This window comes from Alteromonas sp. MmMcT2-5, assembly GCF_022348315.1.
In the GTDB taxonomy this organism is placed as follows: Bacteria; Pseudomonadota; Gammaproteobacteria; order Enterobacterales; family Alteromonadaceae; genus Alteromonas; species Alteromonas macleodii.
In genome coordinates this window covers 47033-63124 of the sequence record NZ_JAKRFB010000024.1, presented here as the reverse complement: position 1 = coordinate 63124, position 16092 = coordinate 47033, and the positions used below count along the sequence as shown (strand labels likewise).

Sequence of the window (16092 nt, the reverse complement as noted above, 5' to 3'; positions counted from 1 at the left end):
CTTTGCTAATTGTTTAAAGTCGTCGGCTGTATGCATATCAAAATCACTCGAATATGAATACCACTATTAGATCAAACTTTTAAGACAATTGGTATTACTTGATAATTCGCAAGCAGCATTTGGAATGATTCCAAATCTACATGCAGTAATGGCAGAAGCGCCGACTTTGCTTGAAGGCTATCAAGTGCTGCATAAACTAGCGCAAGAAACATCGTTCAATGCAGAAGAGTTAACGGTGGTTTGGCAGGCAGTGAATGTAGAGCACGCGTGTCATTACTGCGTTCCAGCGCATACGGGTATTGCTAAGAGTATGAAAGTGCGCGATGACCTAATTGAAGAGTTGCGAAACGATGAAACACTGTCTGACAGCAAATTGAATACGCTTAAAGAAACTGTGCTGGCTGTAACTCGCGGGCGAGGTAATGTTGATAATGCGCAGCTTGACGCATTTTACAGTGCTGGATACAAGCATCAGCAATTGTTAGAAATCATACTTATATTGGCGCAAAAAGTGATGAGTAATTATACCAATCATTTGGCCGATACGCCTGTAGACGAACCTTTCAAAAAATTTGATTGGTCGCCTAAATAATCATTTGATAGCTCTTTTAAAACGGAAGCAAGGCTTCCGTTTTTTGTTTCTGGCTTAAACGCTTGCGAGCAATCTCGCAAAAGCTGAATAGCAGTAGGCTACACAGTGTGTAGATAAAAAGCGCAAACAGCATTTTTCTATTCCTATTCAAAATACGACTATTAAGACGCTAAGGGCAGCTGCGGGCTTAATTCTTCTACGGTTTCCATTGCAACTAACTCTTCGTATCCCTTTTGCTGCAACAGTGTTTTCAAATCGTCGCAATTACTGCATTTATTTTGTTTCGCGATAGCCACTGCTTCGATGAAACACGATAGGTGAGTTATAGATTGTGTTTGTGTCATGGTCTACTTCACTTTTGATTTTACGTAAGTTCGTTGTTTCCATTTTTATTGGGATTACTTTGGCTTAGCCTGAAGTCACTAATGTGACGCTAGCATTATGCTTTTATGAAAAATAAGGGTGAAAAGTTCAAAATATCTTGAAATGTATATACATAGGCTATACATTTTATATTCGAATAATGTGGTAGTACTTGCAGATTCTCACTGAACGACATACTGCAGGTATTGGTATTTGCAAGGATTTAAGGTGTCTGAAAAAAACAATAAAAAGAAGAAAAAGAATAGTCAGATGATTATTCGAATCAACGACGAAGAGCGTGCCCAGTTTATCGCGTTATGCGAAGACCTAGACACTTCTGCTGCTCGTGAAGTTAGACACTTTATTCGAGAATTTATTGCCAAACACGGCGATCAATAGCGGCTTTGCTAAACGTTATGTGAGTGAAGCGAACACTACAAATAAAGATAAGGATTTACATCATGGCTAAGAAAAAAGAGTTAAAAAAAGCGATTAAAGCAACTAAGGCGAAAATTTCTAAGCAAGAAGGAAAGCTGAAAAAGCTTAAGAAGAAGCTTAAAAAAGCATAAGCGCCTATTTGGCACTCATTAGTGCAAATTTGGTATGAAAAGCGCTCTGAACGGAGCGCTTTTTTTGTTTCATGTACTCTAGTCCAAATTACCTTTTGTGAAGGTGGCACCTTCCTACCGCCTCTTACCACCAGTGCAATAGATGATTCCGTCGCTTCATCTTCAAAATTCCGCCTGTCGTCGATATTAAGGATTTATTACAACTTTAGTATTGTGCGAGCGAATCTTTTTGTGATTTACTCAGCCTTCAAGCACCGCGTGCTTTTCATCTCTAATAATAATAAGTCTGATCAGACAATCTGGCGTTTAGCAGTACCCCAACAACAGAAAGAAGATATTGTATTTCAACGCGTTTTTGATTCACGAAATACAAAACTACACACTTCGAAAAGTAAAATTTAAAAGAATTCAGGAACAACACAATGCAACAGGCAAAATTTAACGCTTCTGCTTTCAAGCTTTCCCTCATTGCTTCTGCAATTGCAGGAATGGCTTTTTCTTCTTCGTCAGTGCTTGCACAGGAGCAAGCTTCTGTTGATGAGCAAGATGTTGAGCAAATCCAAATTGTAGGTTCACGTCGCGTTGGTCGCACCATCAATGACTCCCCTGTACCTATCGACATTATCGATGCTTCATCTATAGAAGCAACGGGGCTCACTGAAACCAACATGATCTTAAACCAGTTACTGCCCAGCTTTAACTTCCCTCAGCCATCTATTACCGATGGCACCGACCACGTACGACCAGCGCAGCTGCGTGGTTTAGCACCAGACCACACGCTGGTATTAGTTAATGGTAAGCGTCGTCATACCTCTGCGCTTCTTAATTTAAATGGTTCGGTGGGGCGTGGCTCTTCAGCGGTAGATTTAAACGCTATCCCGGCTAATGCGATTAAGCGTATTGAGGTGTTGCGTGACGGTGCTGCGGCTCAGTACGGCTCAGACGCCATTGCCGGTGTTATTAATATTGTTTTGAAAGATGCTGCCGAAGGCGGTGAAGTGTCGGCAACGTATGGTGCTAACGTTACAACAATGGACGGTGTGCCTAACCTTGAAGGTGTGAGTGTTGGTGCTGACGGTAATTTAGCATTCGCTGAAGGAAGCGACAGAGACGTAACCGATGGACAAACCTTTACCCTTCGCGGCAACGTAGGCTTCGAATGGGGAGATGACGGCTTTGTTAACGTATCAGGTGAATACCGCGACCGTGGACAGGCGAACCGTTCTGACTACGACCAGCGAGAAAACTATGCGCGAGACGCGGACGGCAACTTAGACCCTCGTGAGCTTACGGTCAACCGCTACAATCACGTTTACGGAAATGGTGAGGTGGAAGATTACGCCTTGTTCATAAACGCGGGCAAAGCCCTTACTGATAGCGTTGAGTTTTATACTACCGCAGGCTACAGCACTCGTGATTCGGTAGGCGGAGGCTTTTACCGTCGAGCTCAAGATTCACGAAACGTAGTTGAAATTTATCCAGACGGATTCCTACCTTCTATTCAAACTGACATAACCGATATGTCGCTGCTTGCTGGTATTAAGGGCTATGGCGATGTGTGGAATTACGACTTGTCCGTAACACATGGTGGTAATGAGCTTGAGTATGGTGTTATCAACACCCTAAACACGTCTTTAGGTCCAACGAGTCAAACTGAGTTTGACGCGGGTACGCTAGAATACAACACCACAATTGTGAATGCTGACGCGTCACGTTTGGTAGATACCGGGTATTTCTACAGCGAAATGAACTTCGCCATGGGCGCAGAATATCGTCATGAGAGCTATGAAATAACTGCAGGTGAAGAAGGGTCTTACATACAAGGTACGTTTGGACCTGGCGGCGTGGTGACTGACCCGGTAGACGGCCCGTTTGGTGCTGCTGGTTCGCAAGTATTCCCAGGCTTTACACCAGAATCTGCAGGTGAAAACAGCCGTCATAACTATAGCTTCTATGTGGATGTAGAAGCTGACGTTGTAGAAAACTGGAACGTAGCAGTGGCAGGGCGCTATGAAGATTATTCTGACTTCGGCAGCACGTTTAATTGGAAAATGTCTCACCGTGTAACCCTGAGTGATGCATTTGCACTTCGAGCGTCAGTATCAACCGGCTTTAGAGCACCATCGCTACAACAGCAATTCTTCACCTCAATCGCGACGGTATTTGTTGATGGCGAGCCAACAGAAACGGGCACATTTGCGCCGTCAAGTGATGTTGCGCAAGCGCTGGGCAGCCCAGGTCTTGATGCAGAAGAATCGAATAACTACAGTGCAGGTTTTACCTACTCGCCAACTGCCGATTTCAACCTGACAGTAGACTTTTACCGCATTGATATTGACGATCGTATCGTGCTGTCTAACAACCTATCAGGTGAGGGTATAGAAGCATTACTTGCGGGTACGGGAGCTAATCAGGCACGATTCTTCTTAAATGCGATAGATTCGCGTACGGAAGGTGTTGATATTGTTTCTACCTATACGCTTAATACGTCAGATTATGGTGCGTTTAACTTTAACGCAGGTGCCAACTTTAACGATAACGAAGTAACAAGTGTTATCGATGCACCTGAGGTTTTGCAAAATGCAGGCTTCGACCAGGCTAACTTGTTCGATGATGTTGAACTACGTCGCTTCGAAACGGCTTCGCCTGACAGCAAACTGAATTTAGGTGTTACGTGGAATTATGACCGCTACACAACAACCTTACGCACTACTCGTTATGGTGAAGTGGAAGACCCATCGTCAGTTGAAGCACGCAATGAAATCATTCCGTCAGAGTGGATCACAGACCTAGACGTTCGCATTGCGTTAACAGAAGGGCTTACCGTTTCTGTTGGTGCTAACAATTTGTTTGATGTGTACCCAGAAACAACCCGTGAACTTGTGGATGATGTAACCACGTTCTCGCGCTTATTCCCGTATTCAGGCTTTTCGCCGTACGGTTTTACAGGCCGTTTTGTTTACGGAAAAGTCTCGTATAGCTTCTAATTAGCACCGGTTCTTGAGTGCTGAAAGCCAGTTGATCAATACGCAACTGGCTTTTTTTGTACCTGTTACTTAGTCATTTTTCTCAAAGGTAACTACACAGCGATGTTCGTTTAAAAGCGCAAAGTCTTCTTTGGGAATAAAGGCGTCGTAATCACGTTGCAGCTTAACTTGTGCCTCTTTTCGAATTTTACTGCGGCGTATAGCCGTTACGAAATTGCGCATTTCATGGTGAGTAGATAACTCTAGCTCAGGGACTGAAACAGGTGTGCCGCTATCATCTTTGGCAACCATGGTAAAAAAGCTGTTGTTGGTATGTTTGACCTCGTTGGTTTTGATATTTTCCGTAGTGACTTTTATCCCTACTACCAAGGATGTGTTTCCGACATAATGAACGGTAGCGTCGAGGTGAAGTAAGTCACCCACTTCAACAGGCTGTAAAAACTCGACGCCATCAACAGTAACGGTTACACAATAGGCCCCTGCGTGTTTACTTGCGCAGGCATAGGCGACTTTATCCATTAACGATAAAATGACACCGCCATGCACCTTACCGCCAAAATTAGCAAAAGACGGCACCATTAATTCAGTCAGTCTTGTTCTTGAAAAAGCGACATTACGTGCAGTCATAAACAACCTTTAACCTTAAGCCCTTGAAAAGCGCCGAATAAGCGTTCATATCAGTATTAGATTTACCCTACCACAAATTTTAAGGAATGGTTTTGTCACAAACGCATTTTTATCAACCAAAAGAGGGTCATGGCTTGGCTCACGATCCGTTTAACGCGATCATCGCACCGCGCCCAATCGGATGGATCTCTACAAAATCAAAAACGGGAGTGTTAAACCTTGCTCCTTACAGTTTTTTCAATGCGTTGAACTATACGCCGCCAATTATCGGCTTTTCAGTAGTAGGCAGTAAGAAAGATTCACTGGTAAACGTACAGGAAACGGGTGAGTTTTGCTGGAATCTTGTATCGGAAGATTTGATTGATGCGATGAACACGACGAGTAAACCTCTGGCACCTGAAGAAAGTGAATTTGACCATGCAGGGCTTCAAACTGTAGAAAGTGAAGTAGTAAGCGTTCCCCGCGTAAAAGCGAGTAAGGTGAGCATGGAATGTAAGCTAACTGATGTGGTACAGCTTAAGACCGCCTCAGGTGAGGAGGTGAATAGCTGGTTTATCATGGGTGAAGTAGTGGGTGTACACATTGATAAGTCACTCATAGAAAACGGCGTTTACAGCACGCTGAAAAGTGCGCCAGTTACCCGTGGTGGCGGACGAGGCGATTATTACACTATTTCCCGAGATAACTTTTTCGAAATGCTAAGACCAGAGTAACGGTCTTTAATAAAACAGTGACAACGCGTCAATATTAACCGGTGACCTAAATGCTAAATATGAACTTTGATGAACGCCTAGCGATCAATACGCAAATGCAAGAGTGGCAAGCGTCACCGTCTTCTACGGTATGGCGGAAGCCTTTAGAGCGTGAAGCAAAAGAGTCTGGTCATACAACTAGCGTCGTGAAGTACGAGCCTGGCGCGAGCTTTAAGCAGCACAGTCATCCTTATGGTGAAGAAATTTTGGTGCTTGAAGGTGTGTTTTCCGATGAACACGGTGATTACCCTGCAGGCACTTACTTGCGCAATCCTCCAGGCAGTAAGCACAGCCCGTTCAGTAAAGAAGGCTGTGTTATTTTAGTGAAGCTGAATCAGTTTGATAAACGCGATTTGGCTGAGGTTAGGGTGAACACTAACACGGCAGAATGGCTGCAAGGGCAGGGCGGTTTACAAGTGATGCCGCTACACAACTTTGAGCATGAACATGTGGCGCTAGTTAAGTGGCCAGTTGGTGAGGTATTTAAGCCTCACAAGCATTTCGGAGGTGAAGAAATTTTTGTGCTATCGGGTACATTTAAAGACGAACATGGTGCATACCCAAAAGGCACATGGTTGCGCAATCCTCATATGAGTCAGCATCATCCTTACGTGGATGAGGAAACAATAATATGGGTGAAGACAGGGCATTTGCCAGTAGCGTTGTAGGCCGCCATTTCATTTGTTGCAGGTAAATCAAAACCAGTGTTTTACTTGCGGTCAATTGCTACAAACGAAAAAGGCTAACCCGAGGTTAGCCTTTCTTTTGTTTAATCTCACTAGGTCAAAGTTAGCCAGGTAACATCTAACTTTAAAACACTAACCTAGTAAAAGCCGGACTTAATCCCAAATACCATCTTCTGACTTACCCTGTATTTCACAGTCGCCCGCTTTGTATTCCATGTTTGCGCCACTGTCTTTTTTCTTAAAGTAGTCTTTGCTGATAGACACAATGGTAGGAGTCATCCACACAATAGCGATGATGTTAATCACCGTCATTAGGCCTAACGCCATGTCGGCCATGGCCCATACCTGAGGTAGGGCTGCCTGTGCGCCCCAGTAAATCATGCCTAAATAACCAATAGTGTAAACTGCACGGCCTATTTTATTATCTAGCTTGAACATATGCAGGTTACTCTCGCCATAGGCATAGTTTGCCACTACAGACGTGAATGCAAATAAGCTGATGGCGGCTGCCACAAAGTCAGTACCGCCTTCGCCTAGGTGACTGCTCATCGCATCTTGGGTTAGGCGTATGCCTTCCATTTGATCAGAGCTTGAACCGCCAGCAAGTAAAATGATGAAGGCAGTAGACGTACATAGCACGAGTGTATCTAAGAAAACGCCTAGCATTTGAATGTAACCCTGTGATACGGGGTGATTAGGGTTTGGCACAGCACTCGCCGCAGCGTGCGGTACAGAGCCGCTGCCCGCTTCGTTTGAATACAGTCCGCGCTGAATACCATTTTTAATGGCCGCACCGAGTGCACCAGCGCCAGCTTCCTGCAAGCCAAATGCTGATTTAACGATATCGAGCAGCATGGCTGGCAGTTCGGAAATATTAATGAAGGTAATAGCCAATGCCACAAGCACGTAGCCAATTCCCATAAAGGGCACCACAAACTCGGCAAAGCGCGCAATGCTTTTAAGGCCTCCCACGACGATTAAGGCTGCTAGTGCAATAATGGCTAGGCCTACATATTCCGTGGGGAATGAGTATGCATTGTTTAATGCATCGGTAATAGTATTGGCTTGAACGGCGCTAAAGACAAAGCCGTAGCCAAAGAACAAACATAGAGAAAATGCGACTGCAAGCCAGGTTTTGTTCAAACCCTGCTTGATGTAATAAGCGGGACCGCCACGGAACTCGCCGTTTTCGTCACGGACTTTATATAGCTGACCTAGTACACTTTCGGCAAAGCCAGTGGCCATACCTAAAAGGGCAATCATCCACATCCAAAAAATAGCGCCAGCACCGCCTAGAGATATAGCAACCGCGACGCCAGCTAAGTTACCCGTGCCTACACGAGCCGATAAGCTGGTACACAAAGCTTGGAATGAACTTATCCCATCCTTAGTAGAAGTGTTACTGCCCTTTAGTAGGCTGAACATATGGCCGAAGTGCCTAAGCTGCACACCGCCAAGTTTAACGGTAAACCAGATACCACATGCAAGCAGCATAATGATAAGTACCTGACCGTCTCCCCAAAGAATATTGTTAACTAATGAAACGAATTCGTTTATCACGCACTTTCCTTCGTTATTGTTTTAATTATTGCTCGGCGTGTAGAAATGAACTGAACATGACAGGTGCGTTGTCAGAACAAACGCTTCGGCTTAAGCAAACTTGTATTTACTAAACCTTGGAATAAGCCGAGCTATATCGATAAAAACCAATACTAGCACGACAATTAAATGATTGGACAATGAAAACGTACTGAAACTATGACGTTTTATACTCGCATATAGCAAATTTATTCATTCATGGGGGAGAAGAACACATTTGCTGAACAAAACGAGAGTACAAACAAAAAAACCGCTCAAAAGAGCGGCTTTTTCAAGAATATGGCTGGGGTAACAGGACTCGAACCTATGAATGGCGGGATCAAAACCCGCTGCCTTACCAACTTGGCTATACCCCAATATTGGTGCGGAAGGAGAGACTTGAACTCTCACGCCGTGAAGCACTGGAACCTAAATCCAGCGTGTCTACCAATTCCACCACTTCCGCAATGTAGACTTCCAATTAAGGAATAAGTAAAAGTTGGTGGCTACGGCGAGATTCGAACTTGCGACCCCATCATTATGAGTGATGTGCTCTAACCAACTGAGCTACGTAGCCTAAACTTTTATCTTCAATAAAAAGCCGCTCGATGAGCGGCTTCTCAAGAATTTGGCTGGGGTAACAGGACTCGAACCTATGAATGGCGGGATCAAAACCCGCTGCCTTACCAACTTGGCTATACCCCAAATGGTGCGGAAGGAGAGACTTGAACTCTCACGCCGTGAAGCACTGGAACCTAAATCCAGCGTGTCTACCAATTCCACCACTTCCGCGTAGACGCTAGCTATAATAGTCATTCAAAAAGAATGGCTGGGGTAACAGGACTCGAACCTATGAATGGCGGGATCAAAACCCGCTGCCTTACCAACTTGGCTATACCCCAGTCGTGGTGCGGAAGGAGAGACTTGAACTCTCACGCCGTGAAGCACTGGAACCTAAATCCAGCGTGTCTACCAATTCCACCACTTCCGCGCAGCTAGACTTTCCTAAAAGAGATAAGTGAGAATTGGTGGCTACGGCGAGATTCGAACTTGCGACCCCATCATTATGAGTGATGTGCTCTAACCAACTGAGCTACGTAGCCTTGCTATTCTCTTCCCTCTCAGGAAGTGGCGCGTATTATGCGTATATGACTGGCAACCGTCAACCCCTTTTTTACTAACTTTTTTTAAATGCTCATTAAGTGTGCGCATTAGGGCGAAATACGCGCAAAAAGCCGTGAAATTGAACAACTTGCACGAAATAAGCTAGCTATTTACCACGCTTTGTTACTGGTTTTTGTTTGGTAATAACATACGTCAATAGGGCGCGGGCCATACGTATTGTCATGAAAAAACGGGTTATCTAAGTTTCTTCCTGTGTTTGCCCGTTTTTTGTATTCTTCATGATGCGGTGTTTGCAGAAAATAAGGTGTAGCGTTGTTTGCATGCACAAAAGCCTGCTTAATTTTGCTTTCTTGCGTTATATCATCTAGAACGCCACCTCTGTCCATATTTCCTCGCGGCAACTTTTGAAGCACATCCATACCTTGCAGTACGCGACCAACGACCGACATATTTCTGTCTAAGTGTCGTGGTGCTTGCCCAATCACAATATAAAATTCCGTACTGGCCGTATCTTTCTCGCTATTGCGAGCAAAAGCCACAACACCTGGGCAGTGAAGCCCCCACATTTCTTTACGGCTTTGATCAATGCCTACTGGAAAGCCATCTAAAAAGCCGGTGTTAGGCGCAAACATATCTTTGCTCTCAACTACGTTGACATTGCTATTGAGCGGTTGGGTAAATTCAGCGTTGATTGGCTTAAACAGTGTCGGCGGAAATTTTGAGGCATCGTGAGTATCGTTACTGCCTGCTTGTGCCACAAACCCGTCTACTACACGATAAAATGCTTGTTCGTTATAAAAGCCTGCGTCTATTAAACTTTTAAATCTGGCCACATGTTTCGGCGCAAGGGCAGGGTGAAGCGCAATAACCACATCACCATACGCTGTTTTAAACGTCACAGTATTACTGTGACGTACTTGATACCAACTGGCGGTGTTACTCGCTAATGCTGGTGCCTTTTCAACAGCGTCGCTATTGATTTGTGAATTCACTGGATTAGTTTGAGGTTCACTGGCAAAAGAAAAATTAGCCAGGCTTAACAAGCACAACACTTTAATTGAGGTTCTTAATACTGAAAATCGTTTGGCTCGCTGTGATTTGCTGCAAGGTAAAGTTAAAGGGTGCGATGAGGTAAACTGATTAAAAGTCATTGCAAAGGCCGTTAGTTTTTTTCTAGTTATATCAGGCCTATGTGCGCTTCACAATTATTCGCTAGAAACAAAAAAGCCACCTTGCGGTGGCTTTAGTAAACAGTGCTAATTTCTACAATAGAAATTACACGTTAAAGCGGAAGTGAATAACGTCACCGTCTTTAACAATATAGTCTTTACCTTCTAAACGCCATTTGCCTGCGTCTTTCGCACCTTGCTCGCCATTGAACTCAACGAAGTGCTCGTAGCCTACGATTTCAGCGCGAATAAAGCCTTTTTCGAAGTCGGTGTGAATTTTACCTGCCGCTTGTGGTGCAGTTGAGCCTTCAGGGAAGGTCCACGCACGTACTTCTTTTACGCCTGCAGTAAAATAGGTTTGTAGTGTAAGAAGACTGTAACCCGCACGAATTACGCGGTTAAGACCTGGTTCTTCTAGACCCATGTCTTGCATAAACTCTTCGCGTTCGTCGTCTTCAAGCTCAGCAATATCAGACTCGATTGCCGCGCACACTGCAACTACAGTGGCATTTTCGCCTGCTGCAATTTCTTTAACCTGATCAAGGTACGGGTTGTTTTCAAAACCGTCTTCATTCACGTTTGCAATGTACATGGTTGGCTTAAGGGTCAGCATGTTCATGTAGCTGATTGCCGCAAGCTCTTCTTTAGTCAGCTCAAGTGAACGTAGTAACAAGCCTTCGTCTAGGTGCGGCTTAATCTTCTCAAGCACTTTCATTTCGTACTTAGCTTCAGCATCGCCACCTTTTGCGCGCTTAGCAACACGGTGAAGTGCTTTTTCTGTTGTTTCTAAGTCGGCAAGTGCAAGCTCGGTGTTGATAACATCGATATCGTCTTTAGGGCTAACGCGACCTGCAACGTGAACAATGTTCTCATCATCAAAACAGCGTACTACGTGACCAATAGCGTCAGTCTCACGGATGTTAGCAAGGAATTTGTTTCCTAAACCTTCACCTTTAGAAGCACCTTCAACCAAGCCAGCAATATCTACGAATTCCATGGTAGTAGGAATAACGCGCTGAGGTTTTACGATTTCAGCCAACTTGTCCAAACGAAGATCTGGCACAGGAACAACACCTGTGTTTGGCTCGATAGTACAAAACGGGAAGTTTGCCGCTTCAATACCTGCTTTAGTTAATGCATTGAAAAGTGTTGATTTACCTACGTTTGGTAGGCCAACAATACCGCATTTAAAACCCATGGTATGGATCCTTAGTTTGGAAAAGTGATAACTGGCTAGGTTTACCCTTTGTGCGAGTGTAACCTGTTTTGTGCTTGCTTAAGGTCTTCTTTAAGCAAAATTTCTGTACAGCGTACCGCTTCATCGATGGCACTTTCAATGGCTGCTTTTTCTTCTGCTGGTGGTTTTCCAAGAACATGGCCGGTAACGCGGCTTTTATGACCTGGATGACCAATACCTATGCGCAAACGCAAAAAATTCTTGTTGTTACCCATTTTAGCCACAATGTCACGTACGCCATTTTGACTAGAGCTTCCGCCCACTTTGTATTTTGCAACACCTGGGGGTAAATCTAACTCGTCAAACGCTACTAATATTTGTTCTGGTTCTATGCGGTAAAAGTTAGCCAGTGCTGCTACGGCTTGTCCACTTTTATTCATAAAGGTAGTGGGGTAGAGCAAACGGATATCTTTGCCTGCAATGGTAATGCGAGCAGTTTTACCGAAGAATTTGGTTTCTGGTTTTAGCGGGGCGTTGTAGGCGTCGGCTAGTTGGTTGAGAAACCATTCACCGGCATTGTGTCGGGTATTTTCATATTCGGGGCCTGGATTACCCAGACCCACGATAAGGCGGATATCAGCCAAGAGGATTATTCCTCAGAAGCTGCTTCTTCGCCGTCTTCTTCTGCGTCAGCCGCTTTAGGAGCAGGCTTAACAGTTACAACCGCTAGGTCGTGAGCTTCGTCGTTCTTCGCAAGTTCAACTGAAGAAACGCCAGCTGGAAGAGTTAGGTCAGAAAGGTGTAGCGTTTGACCCATTTCAACACCAGCCATGTCTACTTCGATGAACTCAGGAAGGTTCTTAGGTAGACAAGTAACTTCGATTTCAGTTACGTGGTGCTCAGCAATACCGCCAGCTTTAACAGCAGCAGATTTCTCTTCATTTACGAAGTGAAGTGGTACGTTAGTGTGAACGTCTTGACCAGCGATTACACGTTGGAAGTCAATGTGTGTGATCTTTGGCTTGAACGGGTGACGTTGCATATCTTTAACTAGAACTTCAACAACTTTACCGTCAAGGTTAATCTCAAGAACGTGAGAATAAAACGCTTCAAAGTCAGCAGAGTTGTTTACTTTGTTATGATCTAGTGTGATAGAAACTGGTGCTTCTTCACCACCGTAGATGATACCAGGAAGCTTATCTTCGCGACGTAGGCGGCGGCTCGCACCTTTCCCTAGGTCTGTACGAACAGAAGCGTCTAGTTTGAAATTTGCTTCAGACATTGTCTGTCTCCAAAAATATAAGTCTAATGATGTGGATTTTTGCGACCAAAACCCACGGTAAAATGATGTGAATTACGTTTAAAAATAACTTTCTATGCGCAATAAAACACCAACCCAAAATTCAAGGGCGGCGAATTCTAACACCACCTACCAAAACATACAATTACAAAGGCAGATAAAATATCCAACTAAGCAAATGCAAGTATTTGCGTTACTCACAATAAAAGAAGCGCACCTTGGCGCGCTTCTATCATATTTATAGAAAAAAGCATTTTGTGAAGACTAACTTGACCGCTAATTGTCTTTTTCCCAAGGCTTGATAAGGTCAACAAGCCTTAGGAACATAGCAACTCTTTACACAAGCGTTTACTTCGTCAGCACCACTCTGTAATGGGCTTTACCTTCTCTTAATCGCGCAATAGCCTCATTTACGTCATCAAACTTGAAGGTTTCGGTCACAGGTTCAATATTGTGGTGTGCAGCGAAATCTAGCATGGTTTTAATGGTCGCGGGGCTTCCCACTGGCGAGCCTGACACACTTTTCTGACCACCAATTAAGTTAAATGCACCAATATCTAGAGGTTCAAGGGTGGCGCCTACAAAGTGAAGCCGGCCTTTCGGTGCCAATGTAGATAGGTACAAGTTCCAGTCAAGCTTTACATTTACGGTTGAAATAATTAAGTCAAACCGACCGCGCGCTTTTTTTATCTCATCTTCATCACGGCTATTAATCGTATCTGACGCACCTAGCTCTAGCGCTTCCGTCTTTTTAGATTCGCTAGAAGTGAACGCGACTACCTTACATCCCCATGCATTTAAAAACTGCAGGGCAAGATGACCCAGGCCGCCAATACCAACTACACCCACTTCACTGGTAGGACTAATACCAAACTGGACTAATGGGTTGAAGACGGTAATACCTCCGCAAAAAAGAGGGCCTGCCTTTGTACTATCGATAGCATCGGGAAGGGGAATAACGGCACGTGCTTGGGCGCGCACTTTATCTGCAAATCCACCGTGACGACCACCTATGGTCATCGTAGCATCGGCACACAGGTTATGATCGCCTTCTTCGCAGGTTCTACAACTATTGCAGTAGCCTGAATGCCAGCCTAAACCGACACGCTGTCCCACCTTAAGTGACGTTACATGTTCACCTATTTGGCTAATTGTGCCGACAACTTCGTGACCAGGTACAAAGGGATATTCTGTCATGCCCCATTCATTATCGAGCATGCTTAGGTCGCTGTGGCAGATACCACAGCTTTCAACGTCTATTTCAACATCATGTGAACCAAGCTTACCGGGGTCGTATTGAAACTTTTCTAGTTTTCCACCCGCTTCTTTAGCGGCATATGCATTAATCATCAATAACCGTCCTTTTAAGTGTTGCTACGCAACATTAACGCGTAAGCAAAAATTCTATAATTGCTAAATCGCTAGCTTAATTATTTTTGTCAGTAATTTGCTACACGCAAAGCAATATTCACGATCATTGTGTTTGCAGGTTATCAATGACTTTACTGGTATCGAGTACTTTAACGCTTGATACTTGAAGCACCGTACCGAATTGCGTAAAGGTCATCATATCAGGTTTAGGCGTACCTTTAACTTCCACAACAAGGCCGTTCTTTTGATAGGTTTCATCTAAACCATGTAGCGTATAACGATCGCCATTTTCAGCAATAAAAGCGTAAAAACCGCCTTCGAGATCTTTATAAATAATACTACCCTTCATAGTCATTTCACCTTTTGCATTATCTTCTACTGCTTCAGCCTGGGTAACAGGTTCGGCTACCAGTTCCTTGGGCATAGAACTCTTATCATTAGCTTGAACTGTGGAAGATTTGTCTTTCATCTCAGTTCCTTGTTTCTCAAGATCTGCTTGTTTCACTGAGTCGTCATCTCCAGAGCAGCCCGTTGTATTTAAGAGGGCAGTAATTACTGCAACAAGGCATAGTGTTTTTGTTTTCATTTTATGTCCTTCATAGTAGTTTTAACGCGCAACAATTCTTAACGTTAAACCTAAAATAGATGAAAAGAAAGTCACATTAACGAGTCGGAAAACGGCAATAAAGTATATTTAAGGCCTAAACGGAATGTGTTTGGCTTGATGTACTGTTCTTATTTTTAAGGTGATGTTCGCTTTCAAAGAAAAAAGAAAGGTAAAAAAAGAGCCGGCGCCACTTACATGGGCCAGCTCTTTTGTAGGAGTAACAATATTTAAATTTTAGTATTCAAACATTGCTGAAATAGACTCTTCGTTGCTGATGCGACGAATAGTTTCTGCAAGCATCTCAGATAAAGTAAGCTGTTTTACTTTTCCAATTTGCTTCATCTCTGCACTTAATGGGATAGAGTCGGTAACGATAATTTCGTCAATAACAGACTCTTTAAGATTGTTTGCAGCGTTACCTGAAAAGATAGCGTGAGTTGCGTAAGCATAAACACGACGCGCACCATGTGCTTTAAGTGCTTCAGCTGCTTTTGCAAGCGTACCGCCTGTATCAATCATGTCATCGACAATGATGCAGTCTCTGTCTTTTACGTCACCAATGATGTTCATTACCTGAGCCACGTTCGCTTTAGGGCGACGCTTATCGATAATGGCAAGGTCGGTGTCGTTAAGTAGTTTCGCAGTAGCACGTGCACGTACAACACCGCCAATGTCAGGAGAAACGACTACAGGGTCGGCAAAATCACGTCTTACCATGTCAGCAAGAAGGATAGGAGTACCGAATGCGTTATCCACCGGAACATCAAAGAAACCTTGAATTTGTTCGGCGTGTAGGTCGATAGTAAGTACGCGGTCAACACCAACGTTAGACAGGAAGTCAGCCACTACTTTCGCAGTAATAGGCACCCTAGCTGAACGAACACGACGGTCTTGGCGTGCATAACCAAAGTAAGGAATTACTGCTGTAATACGACCAGCTGATGCGCGACGTAGTGCGTCGATCATCACAATAAGTTCCATAAGGTTATCGTTAGTAGGCGCACACGTAGACTGGATAATAAAAACGTCCGAGCCACGGACGTTTTCATGAATTTCTACGCTGATTTCACCGTCACTGAAACGGCCAACTTTGGCATTTCCAAGTTTGGTGTAGAGGCGATCGGCAACTTTCTGGGCAAGTTCTGGTACGGCATTACCTGCAAAGAGCTTCATATCTGGCACAAGTGGT

General features: G+C 44.2%; 15 protein-coding genes and 8 tRNA genes. 5 read left to right on the top strand and 18 right to left on the bottom strand.

The features are described from left to right. Positions 1-70 precede the first annotated feature (70 nt). Positions 71-592, top strand: coding sequence for a carboxymuconolactone decarboxylase family protein (locus MHN09_RS11890; RefSeq protein ID WP_239240857.1), 522 nt, complete (start codon positions 71-73; stop codon positions 590-592). Between the two features lie 161 nt (positions 593-753). Here MHN09_RS11890 and MHN09_RS11885 read toward each other — a convergent pair whose 3' ends face one another. After that, positions 754-936 carry a hypothetical protein gene (locus MHN09_RS11885; RefSeq protein ID WP_014976139.1) on the bottom strand — a complete coding sequence of 61 codons (183 nt, stop codon included), beginning with the start codon at positions 934-936 and terminating at the stop codon, positions 754-756. Positions 937-1183: 247 nt separating this feature from the next. Between MHN09_RS11885 and MHN09_RS11880 the strand changes: the two genes are divergently transcribed. Next, on the top strand, positions 1184-1354 hold the full coding sequence (locus MHN09_RS11880) for a hypothetical protein (protein WP_014949001.1): 171 nt from the start codon (positions 1184-1186) through the stop codon (positions 1352-1354). A 592-nt stretch (positions 1355-1946) separates the two neighbouring features. Next, the gene (locus MHN09_RS11875; RefSeq protein ID WP_014978882.1) at positions 1947-4511 is read left to right on the top strand and encodes a TonB-dependent receptor; all 2565 of its coding nucleotides are present in this window, start codon (positions 1947-1949) and stop codon (positions 4509-4511) included. A 69-nt stretch (positions 4512-4580) separates the two neighbouring features. Here the strand turns inward: MHN09_RS11875 and MHN09_RS11870 are convergent, their stop codons facing one another. Further along, complete coding sequence (locus MHN09_RS11870; RefSeq protein WP_014976142.1) at positions 4581-5138, bottom strand: acyl-CoA thioesterase; 558 nt, start codon at positions 5136-5138, stop codon at positions 4581-4583. A 92-nt stretch (positions 5139-5230) separates the two neighbouring features. Between MHN09_RS11870 and MHN09_RS11865 the strand changes: the two genes are divergently transcribed. After that, entirely contained in the window at positions 5231-5851 is a 621-nt protein-coding gene (locus tag MHN09_RS11865) for a flavin reductase family protein (protein WP_080986466.1), read from the top strand. A gap of 50 nt (positions 5852-5901) precedes the next feature. Further along, positions 5902-6558, top strand: coding sequence for a cupin domain-containing protein (locus MHN09_RS11860; protein ID WP_049588852.1), 657 nt, complete (start codon positions 5902-5904; stop codon positions 6556-6558). A 171-nt stretch (positions 6559-6729) separates the two neighbouring features. On the opposite strand, the gene MHN09_RS11855 is transcribed toward MHN09_RS11860, so the two are convergent. From MHN09_RS11855 to MHN09_RS11780, 16 genes are all read right to left on the bottom strand, one after another. Then, positions 6730-8136 (bottom strand): alanine/glycine:cation symporter family protein, encoded by a 1407-nt coding sequence (locus MHN09_RS11855; protein ID WP_014949007.1) that lies wholly within the window; start codon positions 8134-8136, stop codon positions 6730-6732. A 319-nt stretch (positions 8137-8455) separates the two neighbouring features. Beyond that, a tRNA-Gln gene (locus MHN09_RS11850) sits at positions 8456-8531 on the bottom strand. A gap of 4 nt (positions 8532-8535) precedes the next feature. Beyond that, positions 8536-8620: transfer RNA gene (locus MHN09_RS11845), tRNA-Leu, on the bottom strand. 34 nt (positions 8621-8654) lie between these two features. Next, positions 8655-8731: transfer RNA gene (locus tag MHN09_RS11840), tRNA-Met, on the bottom strand. Between the two features lie 52 nt (positions 8732-8783). Next, positions 8784-8859 (bottom strand) — tRNA-Gln (locus tag MHN09_RS11835). 2 nt (positions 8860-8861) lie between these two features. Beyond that, positions 8862-8946, bottom strand: a tRNA-Leu gene (locus tag MHN09_RS11830). Between the two features lie 34 nt (positions 8947-8980). Continuing rightward, positions 8981-9056: transfer RNA gene (locus MHN09_RS11825), tRNA-Gln, on the bottom strand. Between the two features lie 4 nt (positions 9057-9060). After that, a tRNA-Leu gene (locus tag MHN09_RS11820) sits at positions 9061-9145 on the bottom strand. Positions 9146-9180: 35 nt separating this feature from the next. Beyond that, positions 9181-9257 (bottom strand) — tRNA-Met (locus MHN09_RS11815). Positions 9258-9428: 171 nt separating this feature from the next. After that, positions 9429-10271: a peptidylprolyl isomerase gene (locus MHN09_RS11810; RefSeq protein WP_239240854.1), complete on the bottom strand. Its 843-nt coding sequence runs from the start codon at positions 10269-10271 to the stop codon at positions 9429-9431. 283 nt (positions 10272-10554) lie between these two features. Beyond that, positions 10555-11646 (bottom strand): redox-regulated ATPase YchF, encoded by a 1092-nt coding sequence (gene ychF, locus MHN09_RS11805; RefSeq protein WP_014949009.1) that lies wholly within the window; start codon positions 11644-11646, stop codon positions 10555-10557. Between the two features lie 41 nt (positions 11647-11687). Next, positions 11688-12269 (bottom strand): aminoacyl-tRNA hydrolase, encoded by a 582-nt coding sequence (gene pth, locus MHN09_RS11800; RefSeq protein WP_014976149.1) that lies wholly within the window; start codon positions 12267-12269, stop codon positions 11688-11690. A gap of 5 nt (positions 12270-12274) precedes the next feature. Next, complete coding sequence (locus MHN09_RS11795; protein WP_014976150.1) at positions 12275-12907, bottom strand: 50S ribosomal protein L25/general stress protein Ctc; 633 nt, start codon at positions 12905-12907, stop codon at positions 12275-12277. 366 nt (positions 12908-13273) lie between these two features. Then, positions 13274-14275, bottom strand: coding sequence for an NAD(P)-dependent alcohol dehydrogenase (locus tag MHN09_RS11790; protein ID WP_049588854.1), 1002 nt, complete (start codon positions 14273-14275; stop codon positions 13274-13276). Between the two features lie 124 nt (positions 14276-14399). Further along, complete coding sequence (locus MHN09_RS11785; protein ID WP_239240851.1) at positions 14400-14882, bottom strand: ribose-phosphate pyrophosphokinase; 483 nt, start codon at positions 14880-14882, stop codon at positions 14400-14402. 255 nt (positions 14883-15137) lie between these two features. After that, positions 15138-16085, bottom strand: a complete 948-nt coding sequence (locus MHN09_RS11780; protein WP_014949014.1) for a ribose-phosphate pyrophosphokinase — start codon at positions 16083-16085, stop codon at positions 15138-15140. Between the last annotated feature and the right edge of the window lie 7 nt (positions 16086-16092).

Coding starts and splice junctions, on each gene's coding strand:
- MHN09_RS11885 (WP_014976139.1), bottom strand. CDS start 936: ATGACACAAACACAATCTATAACTCACCTATCGTGTTTCATCGAAGCA.
- MHN09_RS11875 (WP_014978882.1), top strand. CDS start 1,947: ATGCAACAGGCAAAATTTAACGCTTCTGCTTTCAAGCTTTCCCTCATT.
- MHN09_RS11870 (WP_014976142.1), bottom strand. CDS start 5,138: ATGACTGCACGTAATGTCGCTTTTTCAAGAACAAGACTGACTGAATTA.
- MHN09_RS11860 (WP_049588852.1), top strand. CDS start 5,902: ATGCTAAATATGAACTTTGATGAACGCCTAGCGATCAATACGCAAATG.
- ychF (WP_014949009.1), bottom strand. CDS start 11,646: ATGGGTTTTAAATGCGGTATTGTTGGCCTACCAAACGTAGGTAAATCA.
- MHN09_RS11795 (WP_014976150.1), bottom strand. CDS start 12,907: ATGTCTGAAGCAAATTTCAAACTAGACGCTTCTGTTCGTACAGACCTA.
- MHN09_RS11790 (WP_049588854.1), bottom strand. CDS start 14,275: ATGATTAATGCATATGCCGCTAAAGAAGCGGGTGGAAAACTAGAAAAG.
- MHN09_RS11785 (WP_239240851.1), bottom strand. CDS start 14,882: ATGAAAACAAAAACACTATGCCTTGTTGCAGTAATTACTGCCCTCTTA.